General features: G+C 38.5%; 14 protein-coding genes. 10 read left to right on the forward strand and 4 right to left on the reverse strand.

From position 1 onward, the window contains the following. The first annotated feature begins 296 nt into the window (after positions 1 to 296). The gene (locus tag ABX891_RS18470; protein WP_354630334.1) at positions 297 to 1,229 is read left to right on the forward strand and encodes a hypothetical protein; all 933 of its coding nucleotides are present in this window, start codon (positions 297 to 299) and stop codon (positions 1,227 to 1,229) included. Positions 1,230 to 1,288: 59 nt separating this feature from the next. On the opposite strand, the gene ABX891_RS18475 is transcribed toward ABX891_RS18470, so the two are convergent. From ABX891_RS18475 to ABX891_RS18485, 3 genes are all read right to left on the reverse strand, one after another. Continuing rightward, a complete protein-coding gene (locus ABX891_RS18475; protein WP_354630335.1) occupies positions 1,289 to 2,140 on the reverse strand; it encodes a cellulose-binding family II protein in 852 nt (283 codons plus the stop codon). A 53-nt stretch (positions 2,141 to 2,193) separates the two neighbouring features. Next, positions 2,194 to 2,457 carry a hypothetical protein gene (locus ABX891_RS18480; protein ID WP_354630336.1) on the reverse strand — a complete coding sequence of 88 codons (264 nt, stop codon included), beginning with the start codon at positions 2,455 to 2,457 and terminating at the stop codon, positions 2,194 to 2,196. A 458-nt stretch (positions 2,458 to 2,915) separates the two neighbouring features. Then, positions 2,916 to 3,344 carry an Lrp/AsnC family transcriptional regulator gene (locus ABX891_RS18485; RefSeq protein WP_002958609.1) on the reverse strand — a complete coding sequence of 143 codons (429 nt, stop codon included), beginning with the start codon at positions 3,342 to 3,344 and terminating at the stop codon, positions 2,916 to 2,918. 194 nt (positions 3,345 to 3,538) lie between these two features. Between ABX891_RS18485 and ABX891_RS18490 the strand changes: the two genes are divergently transcribed. From ABX891_RS18490 to ABX891_RS18505, 4 genes are read left to right on the forward strand one after another with little or no spacing between them, the layout of a single operon-like run. After that, positions 3,539 to 4,744 (forward strand): aspartate aminotransferase family protein, encoded by a 1,206-nt coding sequence (locus ABX891_RS18490; protein ID WP_354630337.1) that lies wholly within the window; start codon positions 3,539 to 3,541, stop codon positions 4,742 to 4,744. Positions 4,745 to 4,794: 50 nt separating this feature from the next. Beyond that, positions 4,795 to 5,829 (forward strand): arginine N-succinyltransferase, encoded by a 1,035-nt coding sequence (gene astA, locus ABX891_RS18495; protein ID WP_138490431.1) that lies wholly within the window; start codon positions 4,795 to 4,797, stop codon positions 5,827 to 5,829. 7 nt (positions 5,830 to 5,836) lie between these two features. After that, on the forward strand, positions 5,837 to 7,303 hold the full coding sequence (gene astD, locus ABX891_RS18500) for a succinylglutamate-semialdehyde dehydrogenase (RefSeq protein WP_354630338.1): 1,467 nt from the start codon (positions 5,837 to 5,839) through the stop codon (positions 7,301 to 7,303). 35 nt (positions 7,304 to 7,338) lie between these two features. After that, positions 7,339 to 8,142: a DUF1338 domain-containing protein gene (locus tag ABX891_RS18505; protein ID WP_165744721.1), complete on the forward strand. Its 804-nt coding sequence runs from the start codon at positions 7,339 to 7,341 to the stop codon at positions 8,140 to 8,142. Positions 8,143 to 8,213: 71 nt separating this feature from the next. Here ABX891_RS18505 and ABX891_RS18510 read toward each other — a convergent pair whose 3' ends face one another. After that, positions 8,214 to 9,494: a flavohemoglobin expression-modulating QEGLA motif protein gene (locus tag ABX891_RS18510; protein WP_008169642.1), complete on the reverse strand. Its 1,281-nt coding sequence runs from the start codon at positions 9,492 to 9,494 to the stop codon at positions 8,214 to 8,216. A 146-nt stretch (positions 9,495 to 9,640) separates the two neighbouring features. On the opposite strand from ABX891_RS18510, the gene ABX891_RS18515 reads away from it, so the two are divergent. The 5 genes from ABX891_RS18515 to betA all read left to right on the forward strand — a co-directional run bounded on the left by ABX891_RS18515 (position 9,641) and on the right by betA (position 14,331). After that, positions 9,641 to 9,898 carry a DUF3081 domain-containing protein gene (locus ABX891_RS18515; protein ID WP_008169639.1) on the forward strand — a complete coding sequence of 86 codons (258 nt, stop codon included), beginning with the start codon at positions 9,641 to 9,643 and terminating at the stop codon, positions 9,896 to 9,898. Further along, positions 9,898 to 10,203 (forward strand): hypothetical protein, encoded by a 306-nt coding sequence (locus ABX891_RS18520; RefSeq protein ID WP_002958617.1) that lies wholly within the window; start codon positions 9,898 to 9,900, stop codon positions 10,201 to 10,203. Before ABX891_RS18515 ends, ABX891_RS18520 begins: the two co-directional genes overlap by 1 nt. Before the next feature lie 408 nt (positions 10,204 to 10,611). Next, complete coding sequence (betI, locus tag ABX891_RS18525; RefSeq protein WP_354630509.1) at positions 10,612 to 11,187, forward strand: transcriptional regulator BetI; 576 nt, start codon at positions 10,612 to 10,614, stop codon at positions 11,185 to 11,187. 1 nt (position 11,188) lies between these two features. Then, the gene (betB, locus tag ABX891_RS18530) at positions 11,189 to 12,652 is read left to right on the forward strand and encodes a betaine-aldehyde dehydrogenase (protein ID WP_002958619.1); all 1,464 of its coding nucleotides are present in this window, start codon (positions 11,189 to 11,191) and stop codon (positions 12,650 to 12,652) included. Between the two features lie 11 nt (positions 12,653 to 12,663). Continuing rightward, on the forward strand, positions 12,664 to 14,331 hold the full coding sequence (betA, locus tag ABX891_RS18535) for a choline dehydrogenase (RefSeq protein WP_354630339.1): 1,668 nt from the start codon (positions 12,664 to 12,666) through the stop codon (positions 14,329 to 14,331). Positions 14,332 to 14,456: the final 125 nt, after the last annotated feature.

Raw genomic sequence — 14,456 nt, forward strand, 5'->3', positions numbered from 1 at the left:
AATCATTAAACACGTTTTAAGTTAACCAAAACTTTATTTACGCATTATTACAGTGCAACAATTCATTTTTTCTGCACCTAAAAAGTGCGGTTAGTGTATAAACAATCTATTTTAAAAAGCTAACTAGTACAGAGCAATTTTTGAACCAACTAGGCTTACACTGCATTTTATTTATTTAACCGAATTTAAAGTTAAATAATCCATAAGTATTACCTAAATTTATAAAATTCTTTTGTTATGTACTTTCATCAGCGATAATACACATCATCTTAATACTCTGAAATATCATAATTTTCATGTTGAAAAAAAGCATTTTTATAACTATAGCCACCATATTTTTAATAATAGCCACACTTGTTGGTTCTTCAATCTATACCCTTTATAGTAAAAAAGAAATCTCAGTTGATCCTAAATTAAAAGAAATATCAGGTATTGAATTTGATAAGCACAAACGTTTATGGGCTATTAACGATGGAGGCAATGAACCTAAGCTTTACCGACTCAATAAAGACGGTTCTATTGCTAAAGAAATTTTAGTTGAAAACGCTAAAAACATTGATTGGGAAGACATGACTCAAAACAAATTTGGGCATTTCTTTTTAGGCGATTTTGGTAATAACAAAAACGATCGTAGATGGCTCACTATTTATAAAATAGAAAACCCGATAGATATAAAAACAGATACGACTCAAGCAGAAATAATTAAGTTTACCTACCCCGAAATGGATGGCAGTCCAATAAAACCCAATAATCGTAATTTTGATTTAGAGGCATTTGTAGCACTCGGCCGCCATTTATATTTATTTACTAAAAATCGCACAGAGCCCTTCGATGGCATTACTAAGGTTTATAAAGTGGGGGATCATGCAGCAAATTTTGATGCTGAGTTAGTTGACTCTTTTAAAACGTGTACCACGCTTGAAAAACTCTGCTGGATAACATCGGCCGCTTTAAGCCCTGATCGTAAAAAACTAATATTACTTGATTCAACCAGTATTTGGCTATTCGAAAATTTTGAGGGTGATAAGTTTTTTTCTAGCGATGTATCAAAAATAGATTTAGGGATTGTTACTCAAAAAGAAGCTATCACTTTTTTTGATGACAATACTATTGTATTTACAGATGAAGAGTTTAAAGGTATTGGCGGTAATGCTTATTTTATAAAGCTTGATGAAGCTAAAAAAGAAATTATAAGAAAAAAGCCGACCTCAGAAAAAATACATCCATAATATAATGTTAGCTAAGCAAAAGTTCTAAAGCTTAGCTAACTTATGTAACAGGTATCGAGTTAGTTACTCTTTTCGTTTGACGAATGGAGTGCTTTTTCTACATCAACACCTAAAATCAACACTCCAATATGACTATTATTATCATCTAAAACAGGAAAACTTAGCTGTACTTGAAAATGATGTGTTGATGCATCATATGTAACGCTATCAAAGTTATAGTCCTTTGACTGTTTAAATATTTTAGAAAACTTATTTTCATCTCCTTGCCAGTAATCACTGGTTAACTTACTTATTGCTATATTTTTTCCTTGGCTATCAGTCAATATAAGCTCAGTAACAACACCTTTAAACTGCGATTGCCATTTTTTAAATACCTTAGATAACGGTAAATCAAGCATAGTTAACCCATCAGCATGCCCTACGTGTTTACTTTCTTTTATCCATAGCTGGTCTCGTTTCTTAATTTCAGGCTCACTCAAAGGAGACTCATTACTTATTTGAACTTCTTCGACTAAATTAGGTAAGTTTAATAAGGTTTTAGCGCTACTGTAGAGCCTATCAAGTATTTGCTTTTCTTCACTTTTTGATAGTGAAAATGGAGCTTGCGCACAAGTATTTATATTTTCATCGAACTGCTGCATAAATTCAGGAAGGCGTTTGATAAGTGAATGCGAAGCAAATAATCCCAAAGGTACATATCTAAAAAATTCTTTTTGGTACTCGTCTTTATTAATCCCTAGCTTAGAGGCTGCTAATTCAAAATCGTCTAAATCAAGTAGGATTCTATCAATCCGTTTATGGTGCATTACATTTACTATTTCTTCTAATGAATTTACTTCTACCTCAGCAATAATATTCTGAGTTTTAAACCAATTTGCTTGATAACTTCCTCTTACTGCACCATAACGCATTTTATTTTTTGGTTTATTAATGCTCTCTGGGTGAGTAAACCAGTACCAGCTTTCTAAAAAATGGGGGATGATATACGTCCATAAGCTTTCATTTCAGGCATTAAATGGGTTGTGAAATATCCATCTAAGCGCTCTAACTTTACTTCTCGACGTGCACGTAACCATGGCAAGGTTTGTAGCTGAAAAGGGGCTCCCATTTCAAATAAAATACACTCGACTTGGTTGACTGCATTATTAGGTGCTGTGGTGGGTAAGTTTGTCCCAAACTGGAGAGGCTCAGTTAAACCTAACAAAAGAGTAAAAAGATATGCGGGCATAATCCATTGCTAAATAATGTACAAATTAAAATAAGTATAGTTATGCATATTAAAAAAGCATAAATTTTCTTTACAAAATTTTGTACCTTATCAATGGCTTCAATATTTAAATTAATGCATTTATATCTAGGGTCTGTTTATCTTTGTGGATAAAAATTTGTTCACACTAGGCGCTATTTAATTACGGCGCAAGATTTATAACCTAGTGTGCTCGATAACTGCTCCTGCGTTATTCTAATTGCTTACATCCATGTAAGAATAAGTAAAAACCGAGCAAAGCTTCCGCGCCCTGCTCACGCCCCTACCCTACATCTATGTAGGCAACCAATAGAAAATAGCGCCTAGAAAGAACCTTTTGGCGGCTGTTAATTTAACCTTGAAGGTTCAACAGACCCTAGCCTTTTTATTATTAACCTAAGGTATACCGAGTCGACTAAAAACAAAGGAACTACCCAACTCTAGCGCTTAAATTTAGTTTCTAAAATAACAGAAGATGTTGTGCGCTCCACCCCATCAAGATTTCCTATATCGTCCAACAAATGACTAAGCTGTTCTAAATTTTGAGCCTGTACCACAGCAATTAAATCAAACTCACCACTTATGGCATATAGCTGTGAAATAGCATCAATTTGCTTAAGCTCAATGTTTGTTTTAGTCGTTAATTTTTGTCTTACTTTTATAGACACATGAGCTGATACCATTTTACTAAGGTAGTCGTCACCGTAATCAACGCTGTAACCTTTAATCACACCGGTTTCTTCTAATTTGAGCATTCGGCTTTGTACTGTTGAACGAGACAAGTCAAGCATTCGCGCAAGATCAGAAATACTCGCTCTTGCATTTGTTTTTAGTACAGAAAGTAGCTTTTCATCTTGTGGAGTTATCATAATGGTTATTTTCTTCGTTATTTTGACTTTTATTTTAATCATTTTTCACAAAATAGCACTGCAATTTTAACAGCTAACCTTCGATAATGAGCTCTATAAGAAATAATAACGTGTTTGCTGAAGAATAAAGGCTATATTCTTCTTTGAGTTAGCAACTAATCTTTTATCTAAGCCCATTAAATTTAGGTGTAAAAATGCAAGTAACAAGAGACTTATTTAACGACGTAATGGTACCAAACTATAACCCATCAGCAATTATCCCAGTTCGTGGTGAAGGTTCACGCGTTTGGGATCAAAATAACAATGAGTTCATTGATTTTGCCGGTGGTATTGCCGTTAACTGTTTGGGTCACTGTCATCCTGCATTAGTTAAAGCATTAAAAGAGCAAGGCGAAAAAGTTTGGCATTTATCAAATGTTATGACCAATGAGCCAGCACTTCGTTTAGCTCAAAAAATGGTTGAAGCAACATTTGCTGATAAAGTTTACTTTGCAAACTCAGGCGCAGAAGCAAACGAAGCCGCGCTTAAGTTAGCTCGTCGTTATGCATTGGACGTATATGGCGTTGAAAAAACGCAAATTATTGCATTTAATAAAGGTTTTCATGGTCGCACATTCTTTACAGTAACTGTGGGCGGGCAAGCGGCTTATTCAGATGGCTTTGGTCCAAAACCTGCTGACATAGTACATTGTGATTTTAACGATATAGCGGCATTTGAAGCGCTGATCAGCAATAAAACATGTGCTGTTATGATGGAACCATTACAAGGTGAAGGCGGTATTATTTCACCAACAGATGAATTTGCTAAAAAAGTACGTGAACTTTGTACTAAACATAACGCGTTACTTATTTTTGATGAAGTACAAACGGGTGTTGGCCGCACAGGCGATTTATACGCTTATGAAGGTTTAGGGGTTGTTCCTGACATTTTAACAACGGCAAAAGCATTGGGTGGTGGTTTTCCCATTGGCGCTATGATCACTCGTACACCTATTGCTGAGCATTTAAAAATTGGTACTCACGGTTCTACTTATGGCGGAAACGCACTTGCTTGTGCTGTGGCCGAAGCGGCATTTGATACAGTAAATACACCAGACGTACTAAACGGTGTTAAAGAGCGCGAGCAATTATTCCGTGACGGATTAAACGCAATTAACGGAAAATACAACGTATTTAGCGAAGTACGTGGTAAAGGCTTATTAATTGGCGCAGTACTAAATGACAAATTTGAAGGCCGCGCACGCGACTTTTTAGTAGCCAGTGCTAATAATGGTTTGATGAATCTTGTAGCGGGTATGAATGTAATTCGTTTTACACCGTCTTTAATTATTCCGTTTGAAGATATTAAAGAAGGCTTAGCGCGCTTTGAAAAAGCCGTTAGCGACGTAGTAAACGGTTAATATAGTTTAAATTAGCACGCCTACTGGCGTGCTATTGGAGCAAGCAATAAATGCAAGTATTACGTCCTATTACTGCCAATGATTTTGACGCGCTTAAACAAATAGCGATTGAATCCGGTCATGGGTTTACCTCTTTACCTGTGGACGATACACAGCTTAAAGAAAAAATTGAACGTGCTGAAAAAAGCTTTGCCAAAAACATTAACCAGCCACTTGATGAAAGCTATTTATTTGTTTTAGAAGACAGTGAAACAGGTGACGTTATTGGCACAACCGCTATAGAAGCCGCAGTAGGTTTATCGGTGCCTTTATATCATTATCATTTGGGTAAAACAGTACACCACTCGCCTACTTTAAATGTATATAACACCGTTGATATTTTAAGCATGTGTAACGACTACACTGGTTGCTCAGAAATATGTACATTATTTTTGCGCGAAAATAGCCGTAAAGGCCTAACGGGTCGATTTTTATCTCGTTCACGCTTTTTGTTTATGGCTCAGCACAGCGAGCGTTTTGCCGATACTGTTATCGCAGAAATGCGCGGTGTTAGCGACGAAGACGGTCATTCTCCTTTTTGGCAATGGCTACAAGAGCACTTTTTTAGTATCGAATTTCCACAAGCGGATCACTTAGTTGGCTTAGGCGATAAGGTGTTTATTAGCGAGTTAATGCCTAAATACCCTATTTATGTGAACTTGCTTAGTAAAAAAGCCCAAGCAGTGATTGGGCATGTGCATGAAAAAACAAAACCTGCGCTAAAACTATTAGAAAAAGAAGGTTTTGAGCACAGAGGCTACGTTGACTTATTTGATGCAGGCCCAACAGTTGAAGCAAAGCTTGGTAATATTCGCAGCATTCGCGACTCTCAAGTTTGCCCTGTTACGATTGGCGAGCTTGATCACATATCACAAAATAGCTCTGATACGCTGGCTGTATGTAATCAAGGCGTAAGTGGCTTTAGAGCAACATTTACCAAAGAAGCACATTACAATCATGCAAAACATACCCTCGTCATTAGCCAAGATGTGGCTAATGCGCTTAATTTAAGCCAAGGAGATGCAGCGCGATTTTTCCGCCTGTAAATAATTTATGAATACACACCTAATTAATAATCAGTGGCATGTGGGACTTGGTCCAGCATTTGAGTCAATCAACCCAAGTAATGGCGATGTTGTATGGCAAGGTAATGGCGCAAACGCCCAGCAAGTAGATTCTGCTATAAAAGCAGCCAGAGCTGCGCAATTACAATGGGCAGACAAACCGCTTGAAGAGCGTATCGCCATTTTAGAAAACTTCGCAGCACAATTAAAAGAACACAGCGAAGAATTTGCTACTATTATTGCACGCGAAACGGGTAAGCCATTATGGGAAACCCGCACCGAAGTGGGCGCAATGACAGGCAAAGTAGCTATATCTGTAAAAGCGTACCATGAGCGTACAGGTACAACTGAAAACCCAATGCCCGGTGCTAAAGCGTTTATTAGACACAAACCGCATGGCGTTGTGGCTATTTTTGGCCCGTATAACTTTCCGGGGCATTTACCAAACGGGCATATTGTTCCTGCAATTTTAGCCGGTAATACCGTTGTATTTAAGCCATCAGAATTGACTCCGCACGTTGCAGAATTTACCCTCTCACTTTGGTTAAAAGCAGGTTTGCCCGCGGGTGTTATTAACCTTGTCCAAGGTGAAATTGAAACAGGTAAAGCGCTTGCTTCTCATAAAAATATAGATGGCTTGTTTTTTACCGGTAGCTCAAACACAGGCCACTTATTACATAAACAGTTTGCAGGACACCCTGACAAAATTTTAGCACTTGAAATGGGCGGCAATAATCCTCTTATTGTAAAAGATGTGAGTGATGTAAGCGCTTCTGTGCACGATATTATTCAATCAGGCTTTATTACCTCAGGCCAACGTTGTACGTGTGCACGTCGCTTATTTATTGAAAAATCAGCCAACGGCGATGCTATTTTAGAAAAGCTAATAAGCGCAACTAAAAACATAGTTGTAGACGACAGTTTTGCTACAGAGCAGCCTTTTATGGGTGCAATGATAAGCGAAAAAGCAGCACTGGGTATGGTTGCCGCGCAAAGTGAATTAGTCTCAAAAGGTGCACAAATCCTTGTTGAACTTAAGCAATTAAAACCAGGCACAGGTTTTGTAAGCCCGGGTATTATTGATGTAACAAGCATTACTGACATGCCAGATGAAGAGCATTTTGGACCGCTAATTAAAGTGTATCGTTATACCGACTTTGACAGCGCAATTATTGAAGCTAACAACACAAGCTTTGGTTTATCTGCAGGTTTACTTAGCGACAGTGAAGATGACTACACTCACTTTTTAAAGCGCATTCGTGCCGGTATTGTTAACTGGAACCGCCCTATTACGGGTGCCTCTAGTGCAGCTCCATTTGGCGGTATTGGCGCCAGTGGTAATCACAGAGCAAGTGCATACTATGCCGCCGATTATTGCGCATATCCTGTAGCATCTGTGGAGTCAAACAAAGTGAGCTTACCGCAAACCCTAGCGCCGGGCTTAGTAATTGAATAAGCAATAAAACCAAATTTTAGATTTAAGGACTTAACATGCATACTGATGTAAATACATTATTTGAGAACCTTTGGGAAAACTATTTAAACGTAACTCCATCGGCAGATAAAATTCATGACCTTTTAGGTTCAACGCAAAAAGATGACATCATTAACGATCATATTGCGCTGCGTACATTTAATATAGAAAAAGTGAGTCTTGAAAAGCTCGCCGCTCACTTTTTAGCAATTGGTTACAAAGAATGTAGTGAGTACCACTTTGAAGCTAAAAAACTTTACGCAAAACACTATGAGCATAGCGATCCTAATCAGCCAAAAGTATTTATCTCTGAACTATTAGTAGAAAAATGCTCGCCAGAGTTACAAGCCATCGTGACAGATATGGTAAGTCAAATTGACGAAAGTGCAGTTACAGCAGACAACTTTTTATATTCAGGCACGCATTGGCAAGTAAGCACCGATACTTACAAACAACTGCTAGCTGAAAGCGAATATGCAGCGTGGATGTCGGCGTGGGGCTACCGCGCCAATCACTTTACCGTAAATATTAATACGCTTGCTAAGTTTGATAACATTCATGATGTTAACCAAGCCCTAAAAGATGCTGGCTTTTCGCTTAATACGTCAGGCGGCGAAGTTAAAGGCTCACCAGAGGTGTTACTAGAGCAATCGTCAACACTTGCTGATGAATACTCTGTTACCTTTAGTGACGGTGATATGAGCATCCCTAGCTGTTTTTATGAGTTTGCTATTCGTTACCCTAAAGCCGACGGTGAGCTTTATACTGGTTTTGTTGCAGCCTCAGCTGACAAAATATTTGAAAGCACCAACGCTCGATAGCAAAACCTAAAGTACTTTATTTAAAAAGCCCGTTATGGGCTTTTTTTATGTCGGTAAGTTATGTTGATTAATTATAAAAATAACGGTTTATAATCGTTTTCTAACTTTTCAAACGACAAGTCGCCAATAAAACGACCGAAGCTCAACCAAGTTGCCAAACCGCGTAAATCTTTAAAGTGTGGTGGCACAAATTGTGGACTCTCTATTACACCTAAATCATGAAGCTGCGATATTAATCTAAAATCATCTATTGATATTTTACCTACCAGTAATAAAGGGAGTCTATCTATTCGACCAAGCTGTATTGCAACGCGTATTAAGTTATAAACCAATACAAAGCCTTTAATGTAGGCAATATCTTTTGTAAAAGGCAAACCTGTTGGCGTACTGCCTCTAAATACACGCTGCGCTAATGTGTAACTGTCATCTTTTGATAAACCCTGCGCTACGTAATCACGGTAAATATCTACAAACTCAGCACCATCAATTACCTTTGTAACAGCTTGAATACGATTTACTAATTTAGATAAACGCCTTGGGGTCGATTTTAATGTAATAATTTCGGTAAGGACCGCTAAGCCTTCTTGGGTAATAGTGGAGCTAGGTGTGCCTTTACTTAAACATGTTAAATACGGCTGTGCTAAACCATTTTGAGTGGTACCTACGTGTATCCACCCTTCGTGAACTTCTAAGATATCAAGTTCACGCTGCGAAAACTTAACATCTTGATTAAGCTTTATATTATTAGCACCTGCGGCTGCATCACTGACAATACCATCGCTAAGCATTACCTCTACATTTATGCCTGCCATACTGGCATTTACTTGCTCAGACAAAATACGCACTGCATCAACAGCATCAATATTTTTAGGGTCGTCAGGCAGTATGTCGGCTATAAGTAAATTTTGCAGCGGTTTATCTAGCATATTAGCTAGCTCAGAAAGTGAGGGCTCACCGGCATGAAATAAATCTTTAGGGTGACCAAATAACTCCACCGATAAGTCATGAAACTCTGGCGTTCCACGATACTCAAGCATACTTAATACTGTTTTATACTCTGTGCACATTTTTCCCATGTATTGAGCTATGGGATTTAACTGCCCCAATTGGTTAATAATGTTACGGTGCAAAGTAGAAAACGCTTGGCGTAACTCGCTAGGTACAAAACCAAGATCGCGCTGTTGATAGTATGCACGATCGATCAGTGGATTTTTTTGACATTTTTGTCTAAAAAACTCCTCTTTAGTTTGTTTATCCCAATTAATAGCATCGAGTATCCTAATTGGCGTTTGCAATGCAATTAATTGATCCGATAACTCACGAGTTTTTAGTAGTAACGCCTTGTCTATCATGCTCTAAGCTCAACAATAAATGAGTTTTGAGCATAATTTAAAAAAGCGAAATTACAAAGTAATATCACACTTTTTTAGCTATTGTTTTTAAGATGATCGACCCTCATATCTATATCGTATTAGCTTTTTAATAAAAGGTATAAAACATGAAAAACGAACTCGACAATAAACAGATTTTAGCCGTATATGAACGCATAATTCAAAAAGGTGAAATGACTGATGAAGGCAAACATTATCAGGGAGTTACTGCATATTCAGACGTAGACGGTTACACCGTATATCTACAAGGTAGCGGCGTAGAACTGCGTTTTGGTTTTCATAATACTTACCACCTTGACTACGAACATGAAAAGCATAAAGACGACTTTTTGAAAAAATTATATAACATTGCAAACGAGAGCTAATGCACCCACGAAAACTAAGACACCGCCCGACCAGTAAGCTCAATACTACTTTTATTAATCAAGTAGTAGAAGAGCTTAAAGCTAATCCAAGTAAAGTCTCTATTATTCAAGACAACCTAGAACAGTACCGTTCTCAAACTCATTTAAAGCGTGGTTTTTTACTGGCTATAGAGCGCTTTGATTGGGTATTTGAAGCAAGCAAAGATATTGATTTCATTTGCCAGCAAATTTTAGCTGATGACTACATTGGCAATAGACTAAGACGTTACCCCCTACTTTTTAAAGGCGTTATTAATAATGCCTGACCTTCAATACCAACCGCTTTAAAACGATAAAACCACAAATTTTACTCTCTATATAAATTTATTAGAGCACTAAGCAATTGCAGGTTTAGTGCGCTTTTGTATCAAAATAATACTATTAGTACTCTAACTATTATTGCTCTAATGGTTTTTTGACATTTTATTCATTTATTGCTGTAAACAAATCATTACTATTATTTAATTTCAAAATTAAATTCACAAGCCTTTGTTTTAAATAAAATAAAACAAAGTAAAACCTTATCTTCTTTATCGCATTAGTTTCGCTTTTATTAATGATTAATCTACATTTTGGCATCTAGATATTTACTTCAGCCTTGAATTGTTAGAGCTATTACCTTAAGCTTATCTTTATTGAACGTTCAATTAATAAAAATTATGCCTAAAGTCGGAATGGAACCTGTCAGACGTCAGCAGCTAATTGACGCGACTATAGAGTCAGTTGCAACTAATGGACTACAAGGCACAACTATAAACAGCATTAGTAAAAATGCCGGTTTATCGTCAGGCATCATTAGTCATTATTTTAATGGTAAGCAGGGGTTAATTGAAGCCACTGTTAGATACTTACTAACAAGCTTAAAACAAGGCTTGATAAGTAAAGTAAATAACCAAACGAATGCCATTGAACGTTTAATGATTATTATCGAAGCCAACTTTGCGCTTGTACAACAGCGTAATGATACAACCCGAACGTGGTTAAGTTTTTGGGCGCAATCGATGCATGATGAAGAATTACACAGACTACAAAACGTAAACAGTAAACGCTTGCAAAGTAATTTAGCATTTTCTTTTAAGCAATTAATGCCTATTGAGCAAGCAAAGCAAGCTGCAGAACTTAGCGCCGCAATGATCGATGGCCTATGGTTAAGAGCAGTACTGAGTAAATCAGACAATAATCAGTTTAAACACAGTGAAAAGTTAGCAAAAAGCTATGTACTTTCACTTATCAAGCAATATGGAGCCTAGCGTGACTACACCTGTCTATCAAAATTTTATTAACGGCCATTTTCTTGCAAACCAGAGCGGCAAAACATTTGATGTAACAAACCCAGCAACGGGTGAGGTTATTTACGCAGTAGAAATTGCCGACGAATTTATTCAAAACGCAGCCATTGCCAGTGCAAAGCAAGGTTTTGCACAGTGGTCAGCAATGACACCTATTGAACGTAGTCGTATTTTATTAAAAGCAGTGGCTATTTTACGCGAGCGCAATGATGAGCTAGCACTCGTAGAAGTACTCGACACCGGCAAACCAATGCAAGAAGCTAATTGTGTTGATATTGAAACCGGCGCTGATGTAATTGAATACTTTGCAGGCCTTGCGCCAGCACAAGTAGGCCAACAACAAATGGTTGGTGATGACTTTTACTACACACGTAAAGAGCCATTAGGTATCTGTGCGGGTATAGGTGCATGGAACTACCCACTACAAATTGCATGTTGGAAGTCGGGCCCTGCCCTTGCTGCTGGTAATGCATTTATATTCAAACCATCTGAAGAAACACCACTTGGCGCAATTAAACTTGCAGAAGTATTTGTTGAAGCTGGCGTACCTGCAGGTGTGTTTAATGTTGTTCAAGGCGCAGGCGATGTAGGCCAGTGGCTAACGCAGCATAGCGATATTGATAAAGTATCGTTTACGGGTGAAGTAGGCACAGGTAAAAAAGTAGTAGCGAGTGCTGCCGGTACGTTAAAAGATGTCACGATGGAACTTGGTGGTAAATCTCCACTATTAGTATTTGATGATGCCAACATAGAGCAAGCGGTTAGCGCTGCTATGTTAGGTAACTTTTATACGCAAGGCGAAATTTGTACTAACTGTACACGTATTTACGTTCATAAAAATGTATATCAGCAGTTTATTGATGAACTTAAAGCGCGCACTGAGAAAAACATTATTGCTGGCGACCCACAAGATTTAAATACAAACTTTGGCGCACTTATCTCTAAAAAGCACCAAGAACTAGTAATGAGCTACGTGAATAAAGGCATCGAAGAAGGTGCAACGCTATTAACTGGTGGTACAACGCTTTCACCTGAATCTGCACCTAATGGCTATTTTGTAGCACCGACTGTGTTTATTGATTGCAATGACGATATGACAATCGTTAAAGAAGAAATATTTGGCCCTGTAATGAGCGTGCTTGTTTTTGACGACGAAGACGATGTTATTGCACGCGCTAACGCAACTCACCTAGGCTTAGCCGCAGGCGTATTTACTAGCGATATTAAACGTGCGCACCGCGTTATCCATAAGTTACAAGCTGGTATTTGTTGGATTAATGCATACGGTAACTCACCTGCTGAAATGCCAGTTGGCGGTTATAAACAATCGGGCATTGGCCGTGAAAATGGTATACAAACTCTTGATCAATACACGCAAACTAAGTCTATTTATGTTGGTATGGCCGACATAGAAAGCCCATTTTAAGGCGCCTTACTATGAGTAATCATTACGACTATATTATTGTTGGCGCGGGTTCGGCGGGCTGTGTTTTAGCAAACCGCTTATCTGAAGATTCAAGTAACCGCGTGTTACTACTAGAAACTGGCGGTAGCGATAAAAGTATTTTTATAAAAATGCCAACCGCGTTATCTATTCCTATGAATAGTGACAAATACGCATGGCAGTTTCATACCCAGCCCGAGCCTCATTTAGATAACCGTGAAATGCATTGTCCTCGAGGCAAAGTATTAGGCGGCTCGTCATCTATCAACGGCATGGTATACGTACGTGGCCATGCAAAAGATTTTGACGAATGGCAGCAACACGGTGCAAACGGCTGGGATTACCAATCGTGTTTACCGTATTTTCAAAAAGCAGAAAACTTTTATCTTGGTGAAAATACTTACCGTGGTGGCAAAGGCCCGCTTGGCGTTAATAACGGCAACGAAATGAAAAACCCGCTTTACCGCACCTTTATCAAAGCAGGTGTACAAGCCGGTTACGCGTCTACAGATGATTATAATGCATCGCAGCAAGAGGGTTTTGGCCCAATGCACATGACTGTAAAAGACGGCGTGCGCAGCTCTGCTTCGCGTGAGTATTTAGACCCTGTTAAATCGCGTAGTAATTTAACAATTATTACAGGTGCACTAGCACAGCGCGTGATTTTAGATGGTAAAAAAGCCACAGGCATTGAATACAAAGTAAATGGCGACGTTAAAACAGCACATGCTGCAAAAGACGTAATATTAAGTGCAGGCCCAATCGGCTCTCCACATATTTTACAACTCTCTGGTATTGGTGATACTCAATCGCTTGAAAAAGCAGGCGTTGAAGTACAGCATCATCTACCAGGTGTAGGTCAAAACTTACAAGATCATCTTGAGTTTTACTTTCAATACAAGTGTAAGCAACCTATCACGCTTAACGGCAAACTAGGCATTGTTTCAAAAGGGTTGATTGGTGCGCGCTGGTTATTAACGCGTTCGGGTTTAGGTGCAACGAATCATTTTGAATCGTGTGCGTTTATTCGCTCAAAACCAGGTGTTGAATGGCCAGATATTCAATATCACTTTTTACCAGCGGCTATGCGTTACGATGGTAGAAGTGCATTTGCAGGTCATGGTTTTCAGGTACATGTGGGTCATAACAAACCAAAAAGTCGCGGTAGTGTCACTATTGCTTCTGCGAACCCTGAGCAACCACCAACCATTTTATTTAATTACCTTGAACACCAAGACGATATTGAAGGCTTTAGAGCGTGCGTTCGCTTAACACGCGACATAATCGAACAAAGTGCCTTTGATGAATACCGCGATGAAGAAATTCAACCAGGTAAACATATTCAAACAGATGAAGAAATAGATGCCTTTGTACGCCAAGCCGTAGAAAGTGCCTACCACCCTTCTTGCTCATGCAAAATGGGTGAAGATGATATGGCCGTTGTTAATTCAAATACGCAAGTACATGGTATTGAAGGACTACGTGTTGTTGACTCATCTATATTCCCAACAGTTCCTAACGGAAACTTAAATGCGCCTACTATTATGGTTGCTGAAAAAGCAGCTGACATAATTTTAGGTAAAGAACCATTACAGAAATCGGATGTGAATGTTGCCATAACAACAGATTGGCAAGAAACACAACGTAGCTCGGAGATCTAATTTTAGCCACATGCTCAGGTTTAGCCTCGTAGGGCTAAACCGTTGCGTGCCTTGCAGTGGCACACGATGTAAATAGGTTACGTTGTGTTAATGCGAGAATAAAACAATAAAATACGGAGTGCTTA

The organism is Pseudoalteromonas sp. NCIMB 1079 (assembly GCF_040567695.1).
GTDB lineage: Bacteria > Pseudomonadota > Gammaproteobacteria > Enterobacterales > Alteromonadaceae > Pseudoalteromonas > Pseudoalteromonas distincta.

Coding starts and splice junctions, on each gene's coding strand:
- ABX891_RS18480 (WP_354630336.1), bottom strand. CDS start 2,457: ATGCCCGCATATCTTTTTACTCTTTTGTTAGGTTTAACTGAGCCTCTC.
- betI (WP_354630509.1), top strand. CDS start 10,612: ATGGAACCTGTCAGACGTCAGCAGCTAATTGACGCGACTATAGAGTCA.
- ABX891_RS18475 (WP_354630335.1), bottom strand. CDS start 2,140: ATGCGTTATGGTGCAGTAAGAGGAAGTTATCAAGCAAATTGGTTTAAA.
- ABX891_RS18515 (WP_008169639.1), top strand. CDS start 9,641: ATGAAAAACGAACTCGACAATAAACAGATTTTAGCCGTATATGAACGC.
- ABX891_RS18520 (WP_002958617.1), top strand. CDS start 9,898: ATGCACCCACGAAAACTAAGACACCGCCCGACCAGTAAGCTCAATACT.
- ABX891_RS18505 (WP_165744721.1), top strand. CDS start 7,339: ATGCATACTGATGTAAATACATTATTTGAGAACCTTTGGGAAAACTAT.
- ABX891_RS18490 (WP_354630337.1), top strand. CDS start 3,539: ATGCAAGTAACAAGAGACTTATTTAACGACGTAATGGTACCAAACTAT.
- astD (WP_354630338.1), top strand. CDS start 5,837: ATGAATACACACCTAATTAATAATCAGTGGCATGTGGGACTTGGTCCA.
- ABX891_RS18510 (WP_008169642.1), bottom strand. CDS start 9,494: ATGATAGACAAGGCGTTACTACTAAAAACTCGTGAGTTATCGGATCAA.
- astA (WP_138490431.1), top strand. CDS start 4,795: ATGCAAGTATTACGTCCTATTACTGCCAATGATTTTGACGCGCTTAAA.
- betA (WP_354630339.1), top strand. CDS start 12,664: ATGAGTAATCATTACGACTATATTATTGTTGGCGCGGGTTCGGCGGGC.
- ABX891_RS18485 (WP_002958609.1), bottom strand. CDS start 3,344: ATGATAACTCCACAAGATGAAAAGCTACTTTCTGTACTAAAAACAAAT.
- ABX891_RS18470 (WP_354630334.1), top strand. CDS start 297: ATGTTGAAAAAAAGCATTTTTATAACTATAGCCACCATATTTTTAATA.